Raw genomic sequence first — 23,624 nt, forward strand, 5'->3', positions numbered from 1 at the left:
TCTACCCTAAGCGGCTGGGTGCCCGGTGGATGTCCGGTGGATGTCCGGTGGAAGGCTGGGGGTTAAGGAACCTTTCGTGCCTAAAGCGAAGTCGGGTGCGGCTGGGTGGCGGCTCGTAAGGCGCCTTTTCTACCCTAAGCGGCGGGATGGCCGGTGGAAGGCCGGTGGAAGGCTGGGGGTTAGGGAACCTTTTCTACCAAAAGGAGGTCCGGCCTCGGCCGGACCATCCAATTTAGGAACTTCTTCTCCCCAAAGCGGCGCGGCTTGTTGCATCCGCGCCGCCTTACCGCCTCACTCATTCACCTTATGTGCTCATCCAACGTGCCCCGTCACCGTGGTTTCGACCGGAATGTGCGCGAGGATGTCCCGCAACCCGCTGTCGTTGGTGGCAAACAGCATCACCCACATGTTGCCCTGGGCTGGGAGGAGCCACATCTGTCCCTCTGCGGACTGCATCGTGAACTGCACCTGTTTGTTCGCGTCCAGGATGTTCACTAGTGCGCGCGACGCGTTCACATACCCCTGGACGGCACGAAGGAACTGCTCTTCGTACGCATGGTCTGCTGCAATCAGTTCCGTATCCCGAATGGCGACCCACCCCAAGAGCCACGGGTCGTTGGACAGGTGGTCGAAACAGGCGCACCAGGATTCCCATGGGTCGGGCAGCGCGGTCTTTGGCGCGTATAAGTGCCAGCGCGCCGGATCGACGGGCGCTGGTTTGGTAACCGTTTGCCCTGCGAAAGGCGCGCTCCCACCAATACCAGAAGCACCAATGTCGGATGGACTGTGCGCCGAATCGGAGTTGTCCTGAGATGCCTCTTGGAGGATTGCGCTGAGCACCTGTTCGGTCAACGCGTCGAGTTCCTCGTCAAGGCTGAGCGCGGCCGTCTCAGCGTCGCTCGTGGACGCAGCGTCGGGCGCTTGATCCGCAAGCAGGTCCGCGAGCACCTGTTGTGTCAGTTCGTCCAGCTCGGGGTTTCCCGTTCGGCCAACTTGAAGCGCCTTCTGAACCGCCGGCTGCTGCAGAGCAGCCGGGTGTTCTTTTTGCAGAGCAGCCGGGTGGCCTTGTTGCTGAGCGGCCTGATAACCTTGTTGCTGCGCCGCAGCCTGCTGATGAGGTTGCTGCGCGGACGGCGCAGGCGTCGTTTCACGGCCGGCAGAAGTCTCCGTCAGCGCTGTCAAGAACTGACGAAGGCGTTCGTCCAGCACAGAAGAGGATTCCGTCTGGCGGCGCTTTACACGATTCAACTCGAGGTTTGCCAACTCTGCAATCAGACGGCCGAGATCGCCAGACCGGCTGATGTCGTGCATCTCTTTCATGTGCAGCGCCTCCTCGTTGTGATTTGGGTTGTGACTCGTCATTTCATCAACTGCCGAGGGATTGTTCCTGCGGCTGTTGTTTCGCTTTTTCGGCCGCGACCGTGCGCAGCAGGGACAGCGCGCGGTGAAGCCGCTGCCGGTCTAACTCGGACGCCTGTGGACTGGCCCCTTGGCGCGCGTGCCATGCGGCCAGCAAGCCAACGACCTGCAGCTGACGCAGCGTGTCCGCCGGAACCTGCGCGGGTGCCTGGTCTTCTTCTTCCAGGACAAAGTGCTTGCCGCGCAGCAAGGAGGCCAGCGCTGCAGCAACGGAGAGTCCAAAGGAAATCCAGAATGCATCGGCCAAACCGTGCATGAACGGCGGGCCAATCAGTTGCGGGAAGAACCGCGTGCCCACCAGGACGCTCGCGTTGTGCGGCGACAACAAGTGCAGAATCTGTGCCGGGATGAGATGCTGCATGGGGTTATACCCAAGCAGCGCCGCAAACAGCGCAGCCGTCGGCGGCAGTTTGGAGAACGCGGCGACAAACTGCGCAGGCACCCCCATACCGCTCAGCCCAACCGTTAACGCGTGCGGAAGGTGAGCCGCCAAGCCGGAGATCACGATGGAGAAGAAAATACCCATGCTCATCATTTGCCCGGCGTTCATGAACGTGGCCCGCATGCCGGACGCCACGCCGCGGTACCGCGCCGGTACGGAGTTCATGATGGCGGCGCTGTTCGGCGAAGCAAACAGGCCCATGCCGCATCCGATGATGAACAAGTAAATCGCAAACGGCCAATAGGTAAAGTTGAACGGCAGTGTGAGCAGCAGCAGGAAGCCAATCGCGCTGAGCACCATGCCGCCGGTTGCAAACAGGCGCGCACCGAAGCGGTCCGACAAGTAGCCGCTGATGGGCCCCGCAACCAGGAACCCGACCATCTGCGGCAGGGTGTCAATGCCGGCCTGAAGCGGCGTGTCGGTGTACGAGACGCCGTGAAGCGGCAGCCAAATTCCCTGCAGCCAGATGATCAGCATAAACTGCAGTCCACCGCGGGCCAGCGCGCTGAAGAAGCTGCTCAAGTTGCCGAACGTAAACGCCCGAATCCGAAACAGGTGCAGGTGAAACATTGGGTCTTCAACGAGTGTCTCGACCCAGCAGAAGATGCCCAGCAGTACCACACCGCCGATGAGGCCGGCCAGGACCCATGGATTCGTCCAGCCCATCGCGTGGTTGCCATACGGCATGATGCCGTAGGTCAGACCGAGCATGAGGATGGTAATACCGCCGGCCAGGGTGAGATTGCCCCAGATGTCGATTTTCTGCTTCTTGGGACGTGTTGTGAGCTCTTTCAAGGCGACGTAGGCCCAGATGGTGCCGGCGATGCCAATGGGCACATTGACGAGGAACACCCAGCGCCAATGCCCGGAAGCGGCGAGCAGTCCGCCGACCACCAACCCGATGACGCCGCCGCCAATGCCAGCGATTTGGTTGAGGCCGAGCGCAAGACCACGCTGATTGCCAGGGAAGGCATCCGTCAAAATGGCGGCGCTGTTCGAAAACAGGAAGGCGCCGCCGATGCCCTGCACAATCCGGAAAACGATAAGCTGGATTTCCCCGTTGAGTCCTTTTCCCCAAGTGAGAGACAGCAGGACGGAGCCGATGGTAAAGATGAGAAAACCTAGATTGTAAAGCCGTACGCGTCCATACATGTCGGATAATCGCCCGAAGGTGACGAGCAAAACGGTGGTCGCCACGTTGAATCCGAGCAGCACCCACAGGAGGAGGCTGGTCTGGCCGCCGTTGAGCGGGTCGACCTGAATGCCCTGGAACACGACCGGCAACGCAATGATGAGAATCGTGCCGTTGATGGATGCCATGAGGATGCCGAGGGTTGTGTTGGACAGCGCGATCCACTTATAGGACGCACTGCGCGAGGATGAACTTGGCATGCTTTCCACTCCTTTTGCGCTCGACTCGATGATGCCGGATTCGGCCACGTCTTGCATCGGAGTGCCAATATTTAGTTCATGATGTGCGCCGCTCCTGCAAGGGGCCGTCTTTCTAAGGTCGTGATCCGTCCGTTCCGAATCCCACACTTGATCTTAACAGACCCAATAATTAACGTCAACGTTCACTTTACATATTGGGCCATGACGTTCGGGCTTGCTGCGGGAGCGCCTGGGGGTGCCCGAAAATAGACGTTAACGTGAGATACGTGTTATAATGTCCGCGCGAAAACATGCTGGGAACAAGGAGGGCCATTCTGGTCCATGGGCAGAGACATGCACACCGTCGAGGACGTTGTCAGGTTGTTGGGGGTGACCCCGCGAACGCTGCATTATTACGAAGAGGTTGGTCTGGTCAAGCCAGCTTCGCGGACTGCTGGCGGACATCGCCTGTACGACGATGCGTCCGTTCAGAAACTTCAGCAGATCCTCCGATTGAAAAACAACCTGGGCTACACACTGCAGGAAATCAAGACCATCCTGGACCAGGAAGCGCTGCTCGATGAGCTGCGGCTCAACTTCCAGGCAACGCCCTCGGACGAGGAGAAACTTCGCTTGGTGGAGGAGTCCGTGCGGCTGCTGGAAGACGTGATCGATCACATTGATGACAAACTGAGCAAACTGGCGGCGATGCGGGAGCCGTTCGCGGAGCGTCTGGAACGCTGCAAGGCATTTTTGGCGCAGCACGTGGAGACGGATACGCCCAATTGACGCGGTTTGTTGCCCCGGCGGTTTGTTCGGGTGCTTGTGACCAGCATGGGTCCATCGCGCGGTTTGAACACAACACTTCGTACATAGGAAGGGAGCCTGAGAAACATGGGAGTTTTGAAGACCGAGTGGGTGACCTACGGAAATGACGGGCAGTACGTGGGCTACGCGGCCAGACTGGAACGCGCGCAGACGCCGCTGCCGGCGGTGATTGTGTTCCAGGAAATCTGGGGTGTCGACGAACATATCATAGACGTGACCAACCGCTTTGCAGAAGCCGGTTACGTCGCCTTTGCGCCGGATTTGTACGCGCAAAACGGCAAACGGCCCGAAGTGCTCAGCCAGGAGCGCATCAGCGCCGTGAAGGACTTTCTGAATTCGCTGCCGCCGTCCGCGTGGGGCAATCCAAGTGAACGCGACGCCGCGTTGGCGAAGCTGCCGGCAGACCAGCAGAAGCAGGTTGGGGAAACGTTCGGGACGCTGTTCGGCGGCCTGCAGATGGAGAAGTATGTGGATCAAATCAAGGCGACCGCAGCCTTCCTTCGCAGTGACTACGCTCCGTCCAAGGGCCAGGGGGTGGCCTCTGTCGGCTATTGCATGGGCGGTTCGCTCTCAGCGCTCCTGGCCTGCAACGACCCGCAGTTGAAAGGTGCGGTCCTGTACTATGGCTCCGTGTTCCCCAGTGCCGAACAACTTGCCAATGTGACCTGCCCGCTGCTCGGATTTTACGGTGAACAGGACCATGGCATTACAGCGAAGGTGCCGGACTTTGCGGAGCGCGTGAAACAGTCCGGCAAGTCGTTTGAATATCACGTGTACGAGGGCGCAGGCCATGCATTCTTTAACGACGGCCGCCCGTCCTATCACGCGACGGCCGCTCGCGACGCGTTCGCACGCACACTCGACTTCTTCAACCGGGTGCTGGCGTAACGCTCAGGCTGGAGGCAAGGTGCCCGGCGCGCATGCCCGAGAACGACGAATCGACGGGGAGTGGGAGACATGAAGGGATACCTGTGGGCGGCGGTTTGCGGCATTGTGGAATGCTTCATCGGCGCCTGGCTGATTGGCGCACCCTGGTTTCTTGGCATCCAATCCGGCGGTCGTTGGCTGACGGCGACGCCGGCGTTCGTATGGACGGGAACCGCGCTGGTGGTACTCGGCCTGATTGCAGCCATCGCGTTCATTGTTGCGGCCTTTCGGGAGCAGGCGCGGCGCTTGCGTTCGGGGACCGCTGCGGCCGCCGAGGCGGCACCCGCAGTCCACGGTGCGGACCGGTTCGACGGAACACCTGGGGCGCAGACCGGTTCGGTCGCATCTCCGGCACGTGATTTGCCGGGTGCGGCGAGCGTCTCCCAGCGCGAACTGGTGCAGCTTGCGCGCCAGGTGCTCGACGAGTTGAAGGCGGATCGTCACACGACATCGGGTTGACGCCAAACCGCGCATGGCTTGACAAGGGGGCTGTACACGGACGCCGGGTGAACGGTGTGCCGGGTACAGCCCTTTTTGACGAGGACTGTGCATTTTGCGGTACAGACTGGTAGACTACAAGGTGGAGGGTGATGCATCCATGGAACGAAATCGAGTGATGATTCTCGGCACAGGACCTGCAGGGCTTACGGCTGCCATTTACGCCGCCCGTGCAAACCTGGAGCCGGTTGTTGTGGAAGGCAATGAACCCGGCGGTCAGTTGACTTTGACCACGGAGGTTGAGAATTTCCCCGGGTTTCGGGACGGCATCATGGGACCCGAGTTAATGGAGAACATGCGGCAGCAGGCCGAACGCTTTGGCGCCAAGTTCATTCATGGCTGGGCCACGGCTGCGGACCTTGGACAGCGTCCATTTCGCGTCACCGTGAACGATGAGGACGTGTACGAGACGGATGCGCTGATTATTTCGACCGGGGCGTCGGCGAAGATGCTCGGCATTCCGGGTGAGTCGGACTTGGTGGGACGCGGCGTCTCGACCTGCGCGACCTGTGATGGGTTTTTCTTCCGCGGGAAGCCGATTCTGGTGGTCGGCGGCGGGGACTCGGCGATGGAGGAAGCCACCTTCCTGACCAAGTTCGCCAGTGAAGTGACGATTGTACATCGCCGCAGTGAGCTGCGCGCCTCCAAGGTGATGCAGGACCGTGCCCGCAACAACCCGAAAATCAAATGGGTGATGAATGTGACCCCCGTGTCCGTTCAGTCGGACGGCTCCAAGGTGTCCGGCCTCGAAGTCAAGGACAATGAGACCGGAGAAACCCGGGTGCTGCCCGCCGAGGGGATTTTCATCGCGATTGGGCACCGGCCCAACACAGATTTCCTCAAAGGGCAGCTGGAGCTTGACAGTGTGGGCTACATCAAGACGCGCGGGGTGTCGAGCGCGACGTCCGTCGAAGGGGTGTTCGCCTGCGGCGACGTCATGGACCCGCACTACCGCCAGGCCATCACGGCCGCTGGCAGCGGCTGCAAGGCCGCGATGGACGTGGAGAAGTTCCTGGAAGGCGCCAGCGTTCACGACGAGTCGGTGTCCGCACCCGCGCTGTAAGCATTCGCGTTTTGGTCGTAAGCATTGACACGGGCACCGCCGGTCATCCGGGGTGCCCGTGTCAGCATGGCCGTACGACTTCTGCTGACGGCAGTCTGTTTACGCCAGGTATTCGTACCCCGGCAGCGTCAGGAAGTCGACGAACTCGTCGTTGGTCGTGATTTGCGCGAACAACTCGCTCGCGCGCTTGAATTCTCCGGCGTCAAATCGTTCTGCGCCAAGCGTCTCGCGAATCTTGGCCAGTTCCTCCTCCAGCACCTGCGTGAACAGTTCCTTCGTCACCTTGCGTCCATCCTCGAGGATGCCTTTTGGGTGGCGGATCCACTGCCACACCTGCGCCCGCGAGATTTCAGCCGTCGCGGCGTCCTCCATCAAGTTGAAAATCGGCACCGCGCCCGAACCGCGCAGCCACGCCTCTGTGTACTGGATCCCGACGCTTACATTGGTCCGCAGCCCGGCCTCGGTAATTGGCCCTTCCGGCACTGCGAGCAGGTCGGCCGCTGTCACATGGACATCTTCGCGCTTGCGGTTCACCTGGTTGGGCTGCGGCATCAGGCGGTCGAACACCTCCATCGCGACGGGGACCAGCGCAGGGTGCGCCACCCAGGTCCCATCGTGCCCGTCAGTCGCCTCGCGTTCCTTGTCTGCGCGGACCTTGGCGAGCGCTTCCTCGTTGGCGGCGGGGTCGTTCTTGACAGGAATTTGCGCAGCCATGCCGCCAATCGCGTGCGCGCCGCGCTTGTGACAGGTCTGAATCGCGAGCAGGGAGTAGGCGCGCATAAACGGCACCGTCATGGTGACCAGCGCGCGGTCCGGCAAAATCACGTGCGGCTGGTTCCGCAGCTTTTTGATGTAGCTGAAGATGTAGTCCCAGCGCCCGCAGTTCAGCCCAGCAGCGTGATCGCGAAGCTCATACAGAATTTCATCCATTTCGAAGGCCGCGAGAATCGTCTCAATCAGCACCGTCGCCTTGATGGTGCCCTGCGGGATGCCCAGCTTGTTCTGCGCAAATACGAACACATCGTTCCACAGCCGGGCTTCGAGGTGGCTCTCCATCTTTGGCAGGTAGAAATAGGGGCCCGAGTGGATGGCCTTGAGCGCCTCGTGGTTATGGAAGAGGTAGAGTCCGAAATCGACGAACGCGCCGGGTACGGGCTTGCCGTCGACCAGGATATGTTTTTCCGGCAGGTGCCAGCCGCGCGGACGCACGATGAGCACGGCGACCTGGTCCCTCAGGGCATAGTGCTTGCCTTCCGGGCTGTCGTACGTGATGGTCCGCCGGATGGCGTCGCGCAGGTTGATTTGCCCCGCGATGGTGTTTTCCCAAGTCGGAGAGTTGGCGTCCTCAAAGTCCGCCATAAATGTTTTGGCACCGGAGTTGAACGCGTTGATGACCATCTTGCGGTCGCTGCTCGGGCCGGTGATTTCGACCCGGCGGTCCTGCAGGTCGTCGGGGACCCCTGCGATGGTCCAGGACCCTGCGCGAATCTCCGCGGTTTCGGGCAGAAAGTCCGGCAGCTTCCCGGCGTCAATCTCGGCCTGGCGCTCCTCCCTCCGCTTCAGCAGCTCGTCGCGCCGCGGCGTAAACTCGCGGGCCAACTCAGCTACAAATTGCAGCGCTTCGGGGGTGAGGATTTCCGCAAACTCGGGTTTGTAGGCTCCCAGAATCTCCATCCCAGGCGGCGTTTGGTACGCGTTCGACATGTAAGGGCCTCCTTCGTGTCATTCCCATCGGTTGTCACCTACCGAGCTGGACAAGTTTTCTTGGTAGGGACAATATTGAGAATATTATGGTGGTGGTGTATATATTATAGCAAAGTGTTTCGAATGGCGGGATGGAGTTCTGTATTACAGAACGAAAATGAAGAATTCGCAACCAACCATTCACAGTCATGCATGTAAATCGCAAAGCTGCACACAAGGGGGCCGGACATGGTGACGGAGCAGGTACAGCAGCAGTTGACCAACGCGATCGGCGGCGAATTCGTCTGGGAGGACCCGGACCTCGGCCGCCGGCTCGGCCGTGCGTTTGGGTCGGGCGGGAGGGCCGTGCTGGTTGCGGCGCCCGCCGACGAGTCCCAGGTGCAGGCGGTGCTGCGGATTGCCAGCGAGCACCAGCTTGCCGTACTGCCGATGGGCAGCGGACATCACCTGGGGGCGGGGAATCTGCCGCAGCGGGTCGATCTCGTCGTTCGTTCGACACGACTCAACCACATCGTGGACTACTCCCCGGCGGACCTGGTGGTCGCGGTGCAGCCCGGGGTGACGCTGGCGCAGCTGCGCCACGTGCTGGCGGAGCGGGGGCAGATGCTTCCGATTGACCCATACTGCCCGGACGACACCACCATCGGCGGACTGGTGGCCTGCAACCTGTCGGGGCCGCGTCGCGTTCTCTACGGCACCTTGCGAGATATGGTGATTGGGCTGCACGTGGTGTACCCGAGCGGCGAACGTGTGCGCACCGGCGGCCGCGTCGTGAAAAACGTCGCAGGGTACGACATGAGCAAACTGTTTATCGGTTCGTTCGGCTCGCTCGCCGTGCTCACGGAAATCGTGTTCAAGCTGCGGCCTTTGCCGCTGTCCCGCCGCACGTGCGTGCTGACCGGTTCGCTGTCGCAGATGGAGGCCGTTCGGCGGCGGCTGACCCATTCGACGCTCTTGCCGAGCCGGGCAGAAGCGGTGTACGGAGAGGCGGTTCGGTTCGCCGAAGACGCGTGCTGGTCCATCGTGATTGACTGTGATGAAAACGAAGCGGCGGCGGCCGCCCAGGCGTCTGTGCTAAAGGCGTGGGCGGGCGAGTTGGGCACGACGTTCGTCGAACGGACTGGCGCCGCGGCCGAGGAGGACTGGCAGGCGTTTCAGGCAGACCTGGCAGAGGTGCCGTTCGTGCTGCGTTTGTCAGGACGGCCGAGCGAGATTTTGCCGCTGTGCGACACTTTGCGGGCCGAGGCGGCACAACTGCTGCAAGCCGCGGGGCACGGGGACTGCGTGCAGACCTGGTGCGTCAGCCCGCTGGCGGGGGTGGCGCGGCTGTTCTTGCGCGTCCCGGCACCGGCTTTGGGCCGTGCGGCGGCAGACGATGAAGCTGTGGCGATGTATGATGCGGTCACCACGCAGGTTCGGGCACGCGTTGAGGCCCTCGGAGGCACGGCCGTGCTGGAGCGCGCCCCGCTGGCCGGACCGCGGCGCGTGGATGCGTTCGGTTCGGTGCCAGCCGCGTTTGCTGTGATGAAGGGCATCAAGTCGACGATTGACCCGCGCGGGCTGATGAGTCCCGGGCGATTTGTGGGAGGGATGTGACCATGCAGGAGCCCAACAGCGCATTTCTCTGGCCGGATGCACCCGAGGCCGACAAGTACTCGGTCTGTGTGCACTGCGGCTTTTGTCTGGAAGTTTGCCCGACCTATCAGCAGCTGGGCGACGAGAACCACTCTCCGCGCGGCCGCGTGTACCTCATCAAGCAAGCCGCAGAGGGCGTGCTGCCGCTCGACGAATCGGTGGTCGATCCGGTGTTTACCTGCCTGGACTGCCGCGCCTGCGAAACCGTCTGCCCCTCTGGCGTGCAGGTGGGCGCTCTGATCGAAGAGGCGCGCGGCCAGGTCTTCCACGCGGCGCCTGCGCGCGGATGGAAGGGGCTGATTCAGCGGTTCTTCCTGCGCGCAGTGTTCCCGAAGCCCAGGCGATTGAAGCTGCTGGCGGGGCTGCTCCGGTTCTATCAGCGCTCCGGGCTGCAGCGCTGGGTGCGGAAACTTCGGCTGCTGGCTGTTCTACCGAAACACCTGCGAGAGATGGAGGCCATCCTGCCGAAGGTGCCCGACCGCCGGGCGATTGATGCGCTCCCGCCGGAAATCCCAGCAACAGGCAGCACCGACAAAGGGGTCGCGGGCTTGTTCACCGGGTGTGTCATGGACGTCTTCTTTGCCGATGTCAACCAGGCCACGGCCCGGGTCGCGGCACGCAACGGATGGCGGGTACGGGTCCCGAAGGACCAGCTGTGCTGCGGCGCCCTGCAGGTGCACGCCGGGGACCGGGACATGGCGCGCCAGATGGCGCGGCGCAATATCGACGTGTTTCTGGCGTCGGGGGCGGACCGCATCATCATCAATGCCGCAGGCTGCGGCGCCGCACTCAAGGAGTACCCAGCGTTGTTTCGGGACGACCCTGTGTACCGCGAGAAAGCGGAGCAGTTCTCGGCGCGGGTGCGTGACATCTCGGAACTGCTGGTCGAGTCCGGGTTTGAGCCGCCGCAGGGCGAAGTGCCCCGCACCATCGCCTACCACGACGCGTGTCACCTGTGTCACGCGCAGCAGGTGCGCACCCAGCCGCGGACGCTGCTTGGCGCGATTCCCGGCCTCTGCTTGGTGGAAATGGCCGACTCGGACCGCTGCTGCGGCAGCGCAGGCATCTACAATTTGACCCATCCCGAGATGGCAGGTGCCCTGCTCGAGCGGAAAATGGATGACTTGCCGGACGGCATCGACGGCGTGGCGATGGGCAATCCAGGCTGCATGATGCAGCTGATGGTCGGCGCGCACCGTCGACAGGCGGATGTGGAGATTTTGCACACCGTGGAATTGTTAGATCTCGCCTATCAGCGGGAGGAGGTGGGGACCCGATGACGAGCAGCCGAGCGAACGACGCACACCTCATCGAATTCCTCACGGACCTCTTTGGCCCGTCCAGGGTCCTCTGCCGCCCGCACCAACTGGCGGCGTATGAGTGCGACGGGTATGTGGCGCAAACCGGGCTGCCGCGTGCGGTGGTGTTTCCGGAGACGACCGACGAGGTCGCGCAGGTGGTGCGGTATCTGCACGAGCACGAGGTGCCGTTCCTGCCCCGCGGCGCGGGCACGGGGCTGAGCGGCGGCGCCATGCCGCGCAACGGCGAGGTGGTCATCAGCCTGGTGCGCATGAACAAGCTGCTGCGTGTGGACTTTGACAACCTGCGTGCCGTGGTTCAACCCGGCCACGTGAACCTGCAGCTGACCCGGAAAATCTCTGCGCAGGGCTACTACTACGCACCGGACCCGTCCAGTCAGTCGGTCTGCACCATCGGCGGCAACCTCGCGGAAAATGCCGGCGGCTCGCACTGTTTGAAGTACGGCGTCACGACCAACCACATCGTCGCCGCCAAGGTGGTGCTGCCGACTGGGGACGTCGTCGACATCGGCGCCGAGTTCGGGGACGCGCTCGGCTACGACCTGCTCGGTTTGGTGGTGGGGTCGGAAGGGACTTTGGGGATCGCGACCGAGATCACCGTGAAAATCCTGAAGAAGCCGGAAGCGGTACGGACGGCGCTGGCGATGTTTGACACGGTGGCGGATGCGGCAGATACGGTGACCGACATCATTGGCGCCGGGATCATCCCCGCTGCGATTGAGATGATGGACCAGCTTGCGATGCAGGCGGTCGACAAGAGCAATTACCACGTGGGCTACCCGAAGGACATCGAGGCGGTGCTGCTGATTGAAGTCGACGGCATGGCGGCTGGCCTCGAAGATGTGGCGGCGGAAATCGTCCACATTTGCCACAAACACAACGTGCGGACCGTCAAGGTGGCCGCCTCGGACGAGGAGCGGGCGCTGTGGTGGAGCAGCCGCAAGATGGCGTTTGGTGCCACCGGCCGCATCTCGCCGGACTACATTGTGCAGGATGGTGTGATTCCGCGCACCAAACTGTCGCAAGTGATGGCGCGGATTCAACAGTTGAGCGAGGAATCCGGGCTGCGCATCGCGAACGTGTTCCACGCCGGGGATGGCAACCTGCACCCCCTCATTTGTTACGATTCGAGGGTACCGGGTCAGACGGAGCTCGCGACGCGCGTGGGCTCGGAGATTCTGAAAGCCTGCGTGGACGCCGGGGGCAGCATCACGGGTGAGCACGGGGTCGGTGTCGAGAAAATTGAAGAAATGCGCTACATGTTCGACGACACCGATTTGGCGGCGCAAGCCGCGGTGCGTCAGGTGTTCAATCCGGCAGACCTGTGCAACGCCGGCAAGCTGATTCCAAAGCCGGCCCGGTGCGCGGAAGTGAAGCACATGCAGCGTTTGATAGAGCAGCACGCGGAGGTGTTCCGCGACCTCGAAGACCAGACCTTGACCCTTCGCAGTTGACGCATAGGGTCTGCAGGAGGAGAGCAACGATCGACGACTACACAGTAAAGTCGGTGGAAAAGGCGTGCCTGCTGATGGAGGTGCTGAGCGACTTTCCGGCGGGCCTTGGCATCTCCGACCTCGCACAGCGGGTCGGGATGTACAAAAGTACGACACATCGACTGCTCGGTACCCTGATGAAACGGGGTTATGTCGAACAGGATGAGCAAACCGGCAGGTACAAGCTGGGCTATACCTTGCTCGACCTCGGGATGAAACTGCTCTCGAGCATCGATCTGCGCCGGGAAGCCGCTCCGTTTCTGCAGAAACTGTCCGCCGACGTGAACGAGGCGGTGCACTTGGCACACCTCGACCAAGGCGAGATTGTCTACATCGACAAAGTCGAGGGTTCCAATACCATTCGCATGCACTCGCGCATCGGGACGCGCGTCCCTGCACACGCAACGGGACTTGGCAAGGTGATTTTGGCGTTTCGGCCGCCCATGGAGGCGATAGATTTGGTCGACCGCTACGGGCTCGCGCGGTTGACGGAGCACACGATTACGGACCGCGCGATGTTTCTGGCGGTCCTGAAGCAGACGCGGGAGCTCGGTTACGCGTTCGACCTGGAAGAGAACGAACTCGGCATTTGCTGTGTGGCCGCGCCCATCTGGGATAACACCGGCCGGGTGGTGGCCGCGTGCAGCGTGTCTGGGCCAAGCATCCGCATGTCCAAGGAGCGGCTGCACCAGCTGGTGCCTGCGGTGAAACAGACCGGCCGGCTGATTTCCGAACGCCTGGGGTACGGCACGGGGACCGCGTCCGTGTAAAACGGGGATTCGAGCCAGGCGGCGCCGCGTCAGGCGGAATCCGCGCGGGCTGAGCGCTCCACTTGTGCGCTCACCGCGCACGCCGCTGAACACGCTTGGTTTGCGGCCGCAGCCGCAGTGCCTTCCGCGGACGCCGCTGCGCCTCGCGCGGTTGTTTTGTGGACCGCGGCTGCGCGCCTTTGGCCTGGGTGGGTCCGCGCCTGTGCCGGTGATGGTGCCGATGCCCGTGGTGCACCTTTGACGGGAACTTGATGGTGGCTTCAGCATGCCAAGTGTGCGCCAAATCGCGGCGGCGCAGCGTATCCGGGAAAAACGCCCGCGGACCATGGGTGCTCTGCAGGTATGCCAGGGCCTCCAGGTGGTCGCCGAGGATGAGGCGCTCGAGCGGCCGTCCGTATTTTTGGCTGTGCAGCTCCTTGCGAAACCGGTTCTTGCCAATGACGTCCACCGCGTGCACGGCTTTGACGGTAAACCCGGCCAGGACCGCCTTGGCGAGGGCCAGCGGGGGGACTGCGAGCGATGCTGCCCCGATGTGTTCAGGCACGGTGCGGCGCATGGCGTGCGGGACGGCCGTCAGGGACGCGGTGCCGAGGTCGGGCCGGTCGAGGGCCAGGTTCAGAAATCGTTTGACAATCGACACACCGTCGAGTTCGCGGTGTGATTTCAGCAGCGGGTCAATGTCGTTCAACGCCACATCCACTTCGTCCAGTGCAAAGACGAACGGCTTCAAGTCCTCCGGCGGCATGGCGATGTCGCCGTCCAGAAACAGGTACTTTTCCGCAGCCTGCGTGAGGCAGCCCACCGCCCGTCCAACATCATGGCCCAGCAGGTCGGGGAAGGTCTTCACCATCGCCCCGTACGTTTGTGCAACCAGCGGTGTTCCGTCAGTGGAACCGTTGCTGACCACGTACGCGGCGGTCACTGGCGCTTCCCGCAGTGCCTCCAGCACTTTCGCCAAGCCCCTCCGTTCATTGTGCACAGGGATAATCGCCAGCGAATCAATGCTGACCAAACCAGCGCCGCCCGCGTTGGCGGGTGCCTCGCAGTGGGTCAGGGCGTCGCGCTGGCGGAGGGTGTCCAAAAACGCGCCGCGATTGCCAAGGGTTTGGCGCAGCACGTCAATCGCCTCGAGGCAGTCGCCAAGGATGAGGCGTTGGTAGGAGTGGCTGGCACGGCGGTGCCGGACCGGATTGCGGGCACCGACCGGCACATGCGCCACTGCCCGTACAGTCAGCCCGGACAGGACGGCGCGGGCAAGGGCCACCGGCGGCACGCACAGGCTCGAATACCCAACTGTCTGTGCCGCTTTGCGGCTCATCGCGTGCGGCACGGCGGTCAGGCTGGCGGCCGCGAGCTCGGGCCGGTCGAGGAAGTGGTTCAGGGCTTGTTTGGCGATCGCGGTGGGATGCAGGAACCGCCGGCTCCGGGGCCGCGGGTACTGGTTGAGGGCGATGTCGACGCCGTGATCGACCGCGCGTACGAAGGGTTCCAGTTCGCGCGGTGTACAGTGCATGTCGCCGTCCACAAACAGCAGGGTGTCGCCGGAGGCGACGGCAGCCCCGATGCTGCGGCCGACGTCTGGGCCGAGCCGCGTCGGCAGGTCGACGACCATCGCGCCCGCGCGCTGCGCGCGCGCCGCCGTGCTGTCACTGCAGCCGTTGGCGACCACGATGACTTCCGGCTTGCGCACCCACTGTTTCAAGGTTCGAACCAGTCGGCCGATGGTGGCCGCTTCGTTGTGTGCTGGAATAATCACGCTCAGTTTCTGCGTCATATCGTTCCCTGCCTTTCCGCCGCTGCCCATTGACGGACCGCTGCCACTGCTTCGAGGCGGTTCTGCCAAGTCCGCGCCAAGGTTTCAAACAAGAGCGGGTCATCGCCTGGCGCTTGAGCGGCCGTGATCCACGCCTCTCTGGGGAGTTGAAAGAGCGCGCTGACCATCCTGCGCTCGACGGGATGAAGCGGGCGGACCGATTCGTAGCCATCGAGCAGGTGCAGGACGGATGCGGCCTCCAGGTTTGTCACATTCGCCATCGCTTTGGCGAGTTCCATGTACGTGGAACCGATACACAGGCGGTCCCAGTCGATGAGAAAGGGGCCCTGGTTGGTGCCTTCCTCGGCGATCACGATGTTCGGCGTGGTCACATCGCCGTGGATGTAATGCAGGTCCTGCAGTTCACGCTGCAGGGCCTCCTGCACGTCACGGTCGCTCAGGGCCTGCCAGGCGGCTTGCGCCAGGTCTTCACACGCGGCCCCGTGGGTGGCAAACCAACGACCGCGGTCGCTGCACTCGGCCGCGAGTTCGGGCCGCCGGCGCTGAAAGCGCCGCGCTTGGCTGAGCAGCCGCTGCATCCACTGACTCGTGCTGCGGTCTGGTGCTGCGGGTTGGCCGACGGGGTCATACGCGATGGGGAGGCGGTGGAGTTTCCCGAGCATCTCCCCAACGGCGCGCAGGTCCGCTGCGCTTCCCGTCATGGACCTGCCTTTGATCCATTCCGCTGCATAGAGCAGCCGGCAGTTTGCCGTGACATACGGCTCGTTGTCAGTGGTCCGCAGCCAGCGCGGCATCTGCCTGTACCCGCTTTGCCACAGCGCTTCGGCCGCCTGCGCCGTCCGGCGGAGGCGGTCTGCCGATCCGAGGAAGGGTTTGAGAACGACAGACTGTGGGCGGGGCGCATCAATCGTCAATCGGTACGCTGTCTGTTTGCGGTAAAACGAATCTTGCGCCTCCACATCCAGCACCTGCCATCCATACCGCTTTGCGGCCAGCACGATCCAGTCTGGAACCAGCTGCTGCGGTGTTTCCTGGAGATGTGGGCGCATCACCCTTCCTCCTTCCATTTCCTTTGTAGGGTATGATGATGGGCCCCCATGCGGCGTGGATGGTCGTCTAACATGTGCTACACTAAAGGATATTCGTACGGGCTCCCGGCGGGGGAGCGAAGGAAAGGAAGTTCTGATGCGGTTTGACCGATTTTGATCGACTCGTTTACGACACCATCAGCCTGGCCTATCGGTCGTTCAACCGCGTCAAAGGACGCATTGCGGGCAAGCCGGACCGCGAGGTCCGCCACCCGGAGTGGACACGCCGGCTGCTCGATGAATTCGGAAAACCGGACGATGGCGCCCTGAACGTGATGGTCACCGGGAGCAAAGGAAAAGGCTCGCATGCCACGCTGCTCGCCGGCATCTTGCAAAAACTTGGCTTTCGCGTTGGGTTGTTCACGGGCCCGCACCTGGTGGACTTTATGGAGCGCTTCCGCGTGAATGGACAACCTATTTCGGAAGCGGATTTTGTTCGTTATATGCAGGCCGTGGCCGCCGCGGCAGACGCCCTGGATGTGCCTGCGGCGCAGTACATTGGGCCCGTCGGACTGTTGTCCGTTGTGGCTGCGCTGTGGTTTCGAGATGAACAGACGGATGTCAATGTGTTTGAGTGCGGGCGCGGCGCGCTGCATGACGATGTAAATCAAATCGTGCACCAGGGAGCCGTGGTCGCACCGGTGTTTCTCGAACACGTCCGCGAGCTTGGTCCGACGCTTGGCGATGTTGCGCGGGAGAAGGCGGGCGTCGTGACGACGGAGACGCGCTGGGTCGTCAGCAGCGCGCAGCTGGAGGAACCGATGGCAGCCCTGCAGGCTGCGTCCCGGTCCGTGGGGGCGCCGCTGTACGTGCTGCACCGCGACTTTGCGGTGCACGAACGGCCCGGGGAGGGACACGTGGAAGTGACCGTGCGTGTCGCCGACCGCGAAGGCGTGCTGCACATTCCGCGCATCGCCGGCTACATGACGGCGAACGCGGCCGTGGCGTGGATCGCGGCGCAGCAGGTGCTGGCCATGCACCCAAAACGGCGGGGCACGGCGCCGCAGGCGCGCGCGGCGGGGGCCCCGACGGGGCTGGCGCCTGGTTGTGCGGCTCCAAACGCGGCCAGCCCAGTTGCAGTGCCGCTGGACCTGACCGGCCTTCGCTTTCCAGGACGGATGCAGGTGGTGCGCAGCCGCCCCCTCACCCTTGTCGACGGAACCATCCACGCCGAGTCTGCCAAGTACGTGCGCGCGTGGGTGGAGCAGTGCCGGCCTGCGAAGGTCGGGTGTATCGTCGGGATCCCACAAGAGAAAGATATCGCTGGCGTCCTGGCCGTACTCGCGCCGGCTGTCGACTTTTTCATCGCGACCAAGGCGCAGAATCCACACCTGGTGTTCAGTCACGACTGGGTGAGGGACTCTTCGGCGCGCGGTTTGGACGTGGCGGCAACAGACCGCCTCGAGGATGCGGTGCACCTGGCGGATGCCAGGCTTGGCGCAAACGATGTGCTGCTGGTGGTGGGTACGCAGTCACTGGTGGGCGAGGCGCTGGCATGGTTTCGCGCGCCGACGCGACGGTTATGGTCTGATACGCCGGAAGGAGGTGCGCGCGCATGAGCTGGCAGCTGGTTTTGCTGGCGCTCGCCCTGGGATTCAACAACGCCATCGCGGCGGTCGCCCTGGGTTCGGGCGGCATGTCGCGGCGGCACCAGCTGCGCACGGCACTGCTGTTCGCTGTGTTCGAAGCGTTGATGCCGGTGATTGGCGTCATCATTGGCGAAGGGGCAGCGGCGTTTCTCGGGCGCGGGGCGAAATACCTCGGCGTAGCTGTCCTGGTGGGGGTGGGACTGTACTCCTTGTTTCACCGCGACAAGGCGGCGGACGATGCGGCCCCTGCCCCGCCGGCGCACGCGTTCGGGGTGAAACTGGTGCTCATGAGCATCGCGCTTAGCCTGGATAACCTCACGGTCGGATTTGGGCTTGGCATGCTGCACGTTTCGGTGGGCATGTCGGCCGTCGTGTTCGGACTCGTCAGCCTCGTCATGACCTTCGCAGGATTGGAACTTGGACGGCTCATCGGCCGGGCCGTCAACATCTCGTCCGACCGGTTGACGGGCGTCGTCCTCCTGGCGACCGCCGGGATCATGCTGCTGCAGTAAGCGGATTTGGACCTGTACCATCCGTTCTGTGTTGTCACGCGCCACGGCCGTTCGATTTCCTCGCCGACGCTGGCACGACGTAGGGGATTCGCCCATATACTGCCCCGAGAACGGTAGAAGAAGGGGCGAGGTTTGGTGGAGGAAAAATTCTGGTCGGAACGACTTCAGGATGTATTGCCGGGGCGCGCAGCAAAGCCGCGAATCGGCGGGCTCACGATGGTCATTGACAAAGGGCTGCCCATCGGGGTCATGCGGGACATTTTTGAGCTCGCAGCACCGCACGTCGACTACTGGAAGTTTGGCTTTGCCAGCGCCTCGGTGTGTCCTCCGGAACGCGTCATGGACAAAATCATGTTGTGCCAGGAGTACGGGGTGCTTGCCTACCCCGGAGGCACTTCTCTCGAAATCGCTTACGTTCAAGGCATTTGGCGGGACTACCTGTCTGCGCTGGCCGACGCAGGCGTGAAGGTCGTGGAGGTGTCGGACGGCACCGTGCAGATTCCCCTCAAGACGCGCCGCGAAATCATCCGAACCGCGCGCAAGATGGGATTCACCGTGTTCTCGGAGATCGGCAAAAAACTGCCGGGTGTGTTTCTGCCGGTGACGGAACAAGCGCAAATCATCCACGGCGACCTCAACAGCGGCGCCAATTACATCATCGTCGAAGGGCGCGAAGCGGGTACATCCATCGGCGTATACGATGCAGACGGCAATGTCAAAACGGAGGACGTGAACGCCTTGTTGGACATCCTGGGCCCGCTGAGTTCCCGGCTGATTTGGGAAGCGCCGCTGACCAAGCAGCAGGTGTTTTACGTCAACCACTTGGGTAACAAGGTCAATCTGGGCAACATCCCGCCCTGGGATGTGGTGACGCTCGAGTCCATCCGAAGAGGGTTTCGCAGCGATACCCTTCGTCCCACGCTGGGACCTGTGTTTGCGGCGGATGCTGGCAGCCGGGCGTTTGCCGCAGATGAACGGGGGGAATCAGAGGGCGTGGCTGTGAAAGGGGCGATTCGACCGCACCGCTCGCGGTTCGGCCGTTCGGCAGACGAAGGCATTACCCTGTGGACGCAAGCCAGGCAGGGGAAAGCGCAAGGACGAGGTGGTTCCACGCGCATGGCCGATCCCGGCGCGCCAGACGGCGGCCGGCGTTCTTACTGACGGAGGAACTGTCGGCTCTCACCACAGATGGCCTGCCGCCAAGCAAAGGGGCGCCGTTTCGGCGCCCAGTTTCGTTATGACTGCGGTGTGTTTGCGTTGGACTGACGCTCTTCAATCACGTTGCAGAACGCCTGGACAAACCGGAGGCTCTTTTGAATGACCGGGTCTTTGAGCATCCGCATGATGCCGAAGATGCCAATCTCGGTACGGTCGGCCTCGGCCCGCTTGCGCGCTTCTTGGAACGCGCCGTACAAGTCCTGCACGCGGCCGCCTGCGACAGATTTCACCTTGTCTTCGAGCGCCCCCAATGTGTCTCCATCCGTGAGGACGTCCTTTCCCGCCTCAATGGCCTTTCCCATCAGCGTCATCACGGCAGCCAGCTTCGGCAGTTCCTGAAGAATGGTCGTCAAGGCCTGCTGGATTTCCGGGCGAATGAGCAGTTCGTCCAGTTCAGTGGGCGACTGGTTTTGCGTTGCGATAGGCATCGGTTCATTCCTCCTGAAGTACGTGAGACGTTGTATCGATGATTCCCGCTCTGTGTGTGTCGACATGGAATCATGCCAGCCCCATTGTCTCATATGTAACCTGCACACTGCCAATCTTACCTGTAGCATGCGCAGTGTCAAGGAAAGTACACTGGAGACGAAACTTTTACCGGTCCCAGAGGCGGTTTTTCAGTTGTGGTCGAGCAGAAAACAGGGGAACTTAAATGGGAAAGCCGCAAGGAAATTTGTTTACCCAGTCCGCTCTTTTGTATAATGAAAGGTGGTGCGGGTTTCATGCGAAGAGAGCGGTTCCGGGTAGCAGGAAATCCAGGGCGCAATCAGGAGAGGGAGGGAATCCAATGGCCAATGAGACAACATCTTTCGTAGCAGGCCTGGAGGACGTGGTTGCCAATACGTCTGACATTTGCTTCGTTGACGGCAAAGAAGGACGACTGCTGTATCACGGATATGACATTCACGACCTGGTGAACGGCAAAGCAAGCTTTGAGGAAGTTGTGTACCTGCTGTGGCATGGAACGCTTCCGACGCGTGCCGAACTGAACACGTTTACACGACAAATTTCCGAACAAAGAGCCCTTCACCCGAAGGTGCTGGCGTTCCTCCGTGAAGTGCCGGCGGACGCCAACGCGATGGCCGTGCTGCGGACAGCGGTTTCCTATGCGGGACTGTACGACCCGGATGATGGAGACGAGTCCCGGGAAGCGAACGTGCGCAAGGCGACCCGGCTGGTTGCTCAAATTCCGACGATTGTCACCACATTTGAACGCATTCGCCAGGGACTGGAGCCAGTGCAGCCGGATCCTGAACTGAGCGCGGCGTCAAGCTTCTTTTATTTGCTGCGCGGCGAAAAACCGGATGAATTCACGGAGCGCGCATTCAACATCGCACTGATTCTTCACGCGGACCATGAGTTGAACGCGTCCACGTTCTCGGCGCGCGTCACGGCGGGAACGTTGTCCGATATGTATTCGGCCATCACGTCCGCGATTGGCACGCTCAAGGGTCCGTTGCATGGCGGTGCCAACGAGCAGGTCATGCGGATGCTGCTCGAAATCGGCGACTTGAGCAAAGCCAAGGCGTGGATTACAGACGCGCTTGCACAAAAGAAGAAAATTATGGGCTTTGGCCATCGGGTGTACCGGACCGAAGACCCGCGCGCAACGCACTTGCGCAAGCTGAGCAAGGAAGCTGGGGAACGCATCAACGAGCTCAAGTGGTACGAAATGTCCCAGGTCATCGAGGGCGTTGTGAAGGAGCAGAAAGGACTCAATCCGAACGTCGACTTCTACTCCGCATCGATGTACTACGCACTGGGCTTGCCTGTGCATTTGTTCACGCCGATTTTCGCCTGCAGCCGGATTTCCGGATGGACCGCGCATGTGCTTGAGCAATTCGCGAACAACCGGCTGATTCGGCCGCGCGCAGAGTACACCGGCCCGACTCACGCGACGTACGTACCGCTCGACCAGCGGTAACACGGCGGCAGCCGCAGCGTCGGTGGAACGGACGCGAAAGCGCTGCGCGGGTTGGTTCTAGTAGCAGAATGTGACAGTGTATCATCCGCCCCTCCGGGGACAATAAGTCCCACAAGGGAGGTGATACCATGGCACTTGGGCAGAAGAGAAATCAGCCCGTCGTAACAGGAGCTTCGAAGGCGCTCGATCAACTGAAATACGAAGTTGCCTCGGAGCTTGGCATCTCCACTCCTCAGGATGGGTACTGGGGCACGATGGCGACCCGCGACACGGGCGCAATCGGTGGTCACATTACTCGGAAACTGGTGGCTTTGGCCGAGCAGCAGCTGGCGGGCCGCTCCTAATCGACAAAAGAACCGGGTTTTCTGAAGGAAAGGGCCCTGCGCGTTGGCGCAGGGCCCTTTCCATGTGCGATTTGCACGTTCCCGCTCGGGCTCGTCCTTCATAGGATGCAGTAGCGCATCGTCCCCCCAAACGGGGCGATGCGTGCATCTGTCATCTTGAGGAGGGTGAGACATGCATCAGTTGTGGATCACGGTTCTCAATCGCGCCCTGTTGCTGCTGCTCCAACTGGTTGTGGTGAGCGTTCTAGTTCTCATGCATCGGTTTGCGCCCGTGGTGAAAGTGTGGCTGGACCGGCACACGACGTTGACCGAGCGAAAAATTCTCGCCCAGGTCGGCAAGGAGGCCTTTCAATACGCAGAGTCCGCGTTTTTCGGCGCACCGGGTCAGGTGAAGCTCGACCAGGCGTTGAAATATGCCGCGGCAATTGCCAATCGCAAAGGGGTGTCCGTGACCGAGAACGAGATGCGCGCGGCCATTGAACAGGCGGTGCAGGAGGCGAAGGTCATCAACAGACAGAGCACCGGTAGTACGGCGACCGGCGCTGCAGGGCAAGGTGTCGCCAACAGCGATACATCGACGACGTAAAACAGGGCGTTCGGGAGTGTCTCCCGAACACCCTGTTGGGTGGTCGCCTGTGGTGCATCGTCAACCACGTGATGCCAATCGCGATCGATGTCAAACGCCTTCGATACGGCTAGTGAATGGCGTTTGGCCCACTGGTCGGCACGGAAATCTTGCTCAGCGCGTCTCCAGCTTCGTTGATGTGAATGTCGACCGTGGCGAGGTCGCCAATGGAGCAGATACCGCACAGCTTGCCGCTTGCGTCAACCACCGGCAGTCGACGAATCTGATGCTGTGCCATCAAATCTGCCGCCTCGTGCGCGTCGGTTTCCGGGCGGCACGTCACGACCTGGCCCGTCATACAGTCGCGGATGGTGGCATTGGTTGAGCCTTTTGCAACCGCCTGAACCACGATGTCCCGGTCGGTCACCATCCCAATCACCTTGCTGTTCTCGTCGCAGACCGGAACCGATCCGCAGTTGACCTGTGCCATAATCTGCGCAGCCGCCTGAATGGCGTCATTCGCCTTGACGCACTTTACGTCTCGGGTCATCAAGTCCTGTACCTTCAATTTATCGCCCCCTGTACCGGATGATGGAACTGCGATGTGCTGGGGACGCGGCTCCCCACAGCATAGTATGTGCACTTCGAATGGCCTTATGAGGTGGTCGCTTGGCGCCAGACATTCACGTCATGCACCGCGACATACATGCCCCACAGCCCCGCGACGATGTGGATCACGGTTTCCAGCGGTTCGGCTGTTCCTAGAAACGACACAGGCCACGCCATGTCCCAAATTCCCCACATAAACGTCACCATCCCGAGGGCTAAAGCCCCGAGCGCAGCGACGCGGTGCCGGCTGCGCGCAGCCGCCATGCCCAGCAGACCCAGCCCCAGGTACAGCCCAGTCTCCCACGGAGACAACAGGATGTAACTGCCGATGTGGTCCGTGAACACACCCACGATGCCAAGCGCGAAAAAGACCCAACCGGCAAGGCGGTCATACGCAGTGGTATACATCCCGAACCCCCTCCTTCCCGTCCAATAAATATGATGAGGGTGGACGAACTATGAACTGTATAGGCTGGCACAATTTTCGCATCCTAAAGTCGAGTCCTGCCAATACATGCGAGGGGGTGCGGAC

General features: G+C 61.9%; 22 protein-coding genes. 14 read left to right on the top strand and 8 right to left on the bottom strand.

All coding sequences use genetic code 11. The annotated features are described in order from the left end of the window. Nucleotides 1-312 precede the first annotated feature (312 nt). Together JI721_RS11730 and JI721_RS11735 are read right to left on the bottom strand one after the other, a co-directional pair. Entirely contained in the window at nucleotides 313-1,320 is a 1,008-nt protein-coding gene (locus tag JI721_RS11730; protein WP_274455067.1) for a hypothetical protein, read from the bottom strand. Nucleotides 1,321-1,366: 46 nt separating this feature from the next. Continuing rightward, the gene (locus JI721_RS11735) at nucleotides 1,367-3,253 is read right to left on the bottom strand and encodes an MFS transporter (RefSeq protein WP_274455068.1); all 1,887 of its coding nucleotides are present in this window, start codon (nucleotides 3,251-3,253) and stop codon (nucleotides 1,367-1,369) included. A gap of 321 nt (nucleotides 3,254-3,574) precedes the next feature. Here JI721_RS11735 and JI721_RS11740 point away from each other — a divergent pair, with 321 nt between their 5' ends. The 4 genes from JI721_RS11740 (at nucleotide 3,575) to trxB (ending at nucleotide 6,548) form a co-directional block, all read left to right on the top strand. After that, the gene (locus tag JI721_RS11740) at nucleotides 3,575-4,021 is read left to right on the top strand and encodes a MerR family transcriptional regulator (protein WP_274455069.1); all 447 of its coding nucleotides are present in this window, start codon (nucleotides 3,575-3,577) and stop codon (nucleotides 4,019-4,021) included. Between the two features lie 105 nt (nucleotides 4,022-4,126). Further along, complete coding sequence (locus JI721_RS11745) at nucleotides 4,127-4,948, top strand: dienelactone hydrolase family protein (RefSeq protein WP_274455070.1); 822 nt, start codon at nucleotides 4,127-4,129, stop codon at nucleotides 4,946-4,948. Between the two features lie 69 nt (nucleotides 4,949-5,017). Further along, a complete protein-coding gene (locus JI721_RS11750; protein ID WP_274455071.1) occupies nucleotides 5,018-5,446 on the top strand; it encodes a hypothetical protein in 429 nt (142 codons plus the stop codon). A 139-nt stretch (nucleotides 5,447-5,585) separates the two neighbouring features. Next, entirely contained in the window at nucleotides 5,586-6,548 is a 963-nt protein-coding gene (gene trxB / locus JI721_RS11755; protein ID WP_274455072.1) for a thioredoxin-disulfide reductase, read from the top strand. A 99-nt stretch (nucleotides 6,549-6,647) separates the two neighbouring features. On the opposite strand, the gene aceB is transcribed toward trxB, so the two are convergent. Next, a complete protein-coding gene (gene aceB, locus JI721_RS11760; RefSeq protein ID WP_274455073.1) occupies nucleotides 6,648-8,252 on the bottom strand; it encodes a malate synthase A in 1,605 nt (534 codons plus the stop codon). 231 nt (nucleotides 8,253-8,483) lie between these two features. Here aceB and JI721_RS11765 point away from each other — a divergent pair, with 231 nt between their 5' ends. The 4 genes from JI721_RS11765 (at nucleotide 8,484) to JI721_RS11780 (ending at nucleotide 13,469) form a co-directional block, all read left to right on the top strand. After that, nucleotides 8,484-9,848: an FAD-binding oxidoreductase gene (locus JI721_RS11765; RefSeq protein ID WP_274455074.1), complete on the top strand. Its 1,365-nt coding sequence runs from the start codon at nucleotides 8,484-8,486 to the stop codon at nucleotides 9,846-9,848. Between the two features lie 2 nt (nucleotides 9,849-9,850). Further along, nucleotides 9,851-11,167, top strand: coding sequence for a (Fe-S)-binding protein (locus JI721_RS11770; RefSeq protein WP_274455075.1), 1,317 nt, complete (start codon nucleotides 9,851-9,853; stop codon nucleotides 11,165-11,167). Continuing rightward, nucleotides 11,164-12,660: an FAD-binding oxidoreductase gene (locus JI721_RS11775; protein WP_274455076.1), complete on the top strand. Its 1,497-nt coding sequence runs from the start codon at nucleotides 11,164-11,166 to the stop codon at nucleotides 12,658-12,660. The genes JI721_RS11770 and JI721_RS11775 overlap by 4 nt, the downstream gene beginning before the upstream one ends. A 74-nt stretch (nucleotides 12,661-12,734) precedes the next feature. Continuing rightward, nucleotides 12,735-13,469: an IclR family transcriptional regulator gene (locus tag JI721_RS11780; protein ID WP_274455077.1), complete on the top strand. Its 735-nt coding sequence runs from the start codon at nucleotides 12,735-12,737 to the stop codon at nucleotides 13,467-13,469. A gap of 70 nt (nucleotides 13,470-13,539) precedes the next feature. Here the strand turns inward: JI721_RS11780 and JI721_RS11785 are convergent, their stop codons facing one another. Both JI721_RS11785 and JI721_RS11790 read right to left on the bottom strand, forming a co-directional pair. Further along, entirely contained in the window at nucleotides 13,540-15,243 is a 1,704-nt protein-coding gene (locus JI721_RS11785; protein WP_274455078.1) for a glycosyltransferase family 2 protein, read from the bottom strand. After that, nucleotides 15,240-16,292: a phosphotransferase gene (locus tag JI721_RS11790; protein ID WP_274455079.1), complete on the bottom strand. Its 1,053-nt coding sequence runs from the start codon at nucleotides 16,290-16,292 to the stop codon at nucleotides 15,240-15,242. The genes JI721_RS11785 and JI721_RS11790 overlap by 4 nt, the downstream gene beginning before the upstream one ends. A gap of 143 nt (nucleotides 16,293-16,435) precedes the next feature. Between JI721_RS11790 and JI721_RS11795 the strand changes: the two genes are divergently transcribed. The 3 genes from JI721_RS11795 to JI721_RS11805 all read left to right on the top strand — a co-directional run bounded on the left by JI721_RS11795 (nucleotide 16,436) and on the right by JI721_RS11805 (nucleotide 19,593). Beyond that, a complete protein-coding gene (locus JI721_RS11795; RefSeq protein WP_274455080.1) occupies nucleotides 16,436-17,890 on the top strand; it encodes a bifunctional folylpolyglutamate synthase/dihydrofolate synthase in 1,455 nt (484 codons plus the stop codon). Further along, nucleotides 17,887-18,432, top strand: coding sequence for a manganese efflux pump MntP (locus JI721_RS11800; protein ID WP_274455081.1), 546 nt, complete (start codon nucleotides 17,887-17,889; stop codon nucleotides 18,430-18,432). Before JI721_RS11795 ends, JI721_RS11800 begins: the two co-directional genes overlap by 4 nt. Nucleotides 18,433-18,567: 135 nt before the next feature. Then, nucleotides 18,568-19,593 (top strand): phosphosulfolactate synthase, encoded by a 1,026-nt coding sequence (locus tag JI721_RS11805; protein ID WP_274455082.1) that lies wholly within the window; start codon nucleotides 18,568-18,570, stop codon nucleotides 19,591-19,593. Nucleotides 19,594-19,667: 74 nt separating this feature from the next. On the opposite strand, the gene JI721_RS11810 is transcribed toward JI721_RS11805, so the two are convergent. After that, on the bottom strand, nucleotides 19,668-20,078 hold the full coding sequence (locus JI721_RS11810) for a helical membrane plugin domain-containing protein (protein ID WP_274455083.1): 411 nt from the start codon (nucleotides 20,076-20,078) through the stop codon (nucleotides 19,668-19,670). A gap of 359 nt (nucleotides 20,079-20,437) precedes the next feature. Here JI721_RS11810 and JI721_RS11815 point away from each other — a divergent pair, with 359 nt between their 5' ends. The 3 genes from JI721_RS11815 to JI721_RS11825 all read left to right on the top strand — a co-directional run bounded on the left by JI721_RS11815 (nucleotide 20,438) and on the right by JI721_RS11825 (nucleotide 22,504). After that, nucleotides 20,438-21,574, top strand: a complete 1,137-nt coding sequence (locus tag JI721_RS11815) for a citrate synthase (RefSeq protein WP_274455084.1) — start codon at nucleotides 20,438-20,440, stop codon at nucleotides 21,572-21,574. 128 nt (nucleotides 21,575-21,702) lie between these two features. Continuing rightward, nucleotides 21,703-21,918 carry an alpha/beta-type small acid-soluble spore protein gene (locus JI721_RS11820; protein WP_274455085.1) on the top strand — a complete coding sequence of 72 codons (216 nt, stop codon included), beginning with the start codon at nucleotides 21,703-21,705 and terminating at the stop codon, nucleotides 21,916-21,918. 172 nt (nucleotides 21,919-22,090) lie between these two features. Continuing rightward, complete coding sequence (locus JI721_RS11825) at nucleotides 22,091-22,504, top strand: phage holin (RefSeq protein WP_274455086.1); 414 nt, start codon at nucleotides 22,091-22,093, stop codon at nucleotides 22,502-22,504. A gap of 109 nt (nucleotides 22,505-22,613) precedes the next feature. On the opposite strand, the gene JI721_RS11830 is transcribed toward JI721_RS11825, so the two are convergent. Together JI721_RS11830 and JI721_RS11835 are read right to left on the bottom strand one after the other, a co-directional pair. After that, entirely contained in the window at nucleotides 22,614-23,051 is a 438-nt protein-coding gene (locus JI721_RS11830; RefSeq protein WP_274455087.1) for a CBS domain-containing protein, read from the bottom strand. A gap of 86 nt (nucleotides 23,052-23,137) precedes the next feature. Beyond that, entirely contained in the window at nucleotides 23,138-23,500 is a 363-nt protein-coding gene (locus JI721_RS11835) for a hypothetical protein (protein ID WP_274455088.1), read from the bottom strand. Between the last annotated feature and the right edge of the window lie 124 nt (nucleotides 23,501-23,624).

Origin of the sequence: Alicyclobacillus cycloheptanicus (assembly GCF_028751525.1) — a bacterium.
GTDB lineage: Bacteria > Bacillota > Bacilli > Alicyclobacillales > Alicyclobacillaceae > Alicyclobacillus_L > Alicyclobacillus_L cycloheptanicus.

What these genes read in the sequence shown, in the direction of transcription:
- JI721_RS11730 (WP_274455067.1), bottom strand. Translation starts at nt 1,320, where the DNA reads ATGAAAGAGATGCACGACATCAGCCGGTCTGGCGATCTCGGCCGTCTG.
- JI721_RS11735 (WP_274455068.1), bottom strand. Translation starts at nt 3,253, where the DNA reads ATGCCAAGTTCATCCTCGCGCAGTGCGTCCTATAAGTGGATCGCGCTG.
- JI721_RS11740 (WP_274455069.1), top strand. Translation starts at nt 3,575, where the DNA reads ATGGGCAGAGACATGCACACCGTCGAGGACGTTGTCAGGTTGTTGGGG.
- JI721_RS11745 (WP_274455070.1), top strand. Translation starts at nt 4,127, where the DNA reads ATGGGAGTTTTGAAGACCGAGTGGGTGACCTACGGAAATGACGGGCAG.
- JI721_RS11750 (WP_274455071.1), top strand. Translation starts at nt 5,018, where the DNA reads ATGAAGGGATACCTGTGGGCGGCGGTTTGCGGCATTGTGGAATGCTTC.
- trxB (WP_274455072.1), top strand. Translation starts at nt 5,586, where the DNA reads ATGGAACGAAATCGAGTGATGATTCTCGGCACAGGACCTGCAGGGCTT.
- aceB (WP_274455073.1), bottom strand. Translation starts at nt 8,252, where the DNA reads ATGTCGAACGCGTACCAAACGCCGCCTGGGATGGAGATTCTGGGAGCC.
- JI721_RS11770 (WP_274455075.1), top strand. Translation starts at nt 9,851, where the DNA reads ATGCAGGAGCCCAACAGCGCATTTCTCTGGCCGGATGCACCCGAGGCC.
- JI721_RS11775 (WP_274455076.1), top strand. Translation starts at nt 11,164, where the DNA reads ATGACGAGCAGCCGAGCGAACGACGCACACCTCATCGAATTCCTCACG.
- JI721_RS11780 (WP_274455077.1), top strand. Translation starts at nt 12,735, where the DNA reads ATGGAGGTGCTGAGCGACTTTCCGGCGGGCCTTGGCATCTCCGACCTC.
- JI721_RS11785 (WP_274455078.1), bottom strand. Translation starts at nt 15,243, where the DNA reads ATGACGCAGAAACTGAGCGTGATTATTCCAGCACACAACGAAGCGGCC.
- JI721_RS11790 (WP_274455079.1), bottom strand. Translation starts at nt 16,292, where the DNA reads ATGCGCCCACATCTCCAGGAAACACCGCAGCAGCTGGTTCCAGACTGG.
- JI721_RS11800 (WP_274455081.1), top strand. Translation starts at nt 17,887, where the DNA reads ATGAGCTGGCAGCTGGTTTTGCTGGCGCTCGCCCTGGGATTCAACAAC.
- JI721_RS11810 (WP_274455083.1), bottom strand. Translation starts at nt 20,078, where the DNA reads ATGCCTATCGCAACGCAAAACCAGTCGCCCACTGAACTGGACGAACTG.
- JI721_RS11815 (WP_274455084.1), top strand. Translation starts at nt 20,438, where the DNA reads ATGGCCAATGAGACAACATCTTTCGTAGCAGGCCTGGAGGACGTGGTT.
- JI721_RS11820 (WP_274455085.1), top strand. Translation starts at nt 21,703, where the DNA reads ATGGCACTTGGGCAGAAGAGAAATCAGCCCGTCGTAACAGGAGCTTCG.
- JI721_RS11825 (WP_274455086.1), top strand. Translation starts at nt 22,091, where the DNA reads ATGCATCAGTTGTGGATCACGGTTCTCAATCGCGCCCTGTTGCTGCTG.
- JI721_RS11835 (WP_274455088.1), bottom strand. Translation starts at nt 23,500, where the DNA reads ATGTATACCACTGCGTATGACCGCCTTGCCGGTTGGGTCTTTTTCGCG.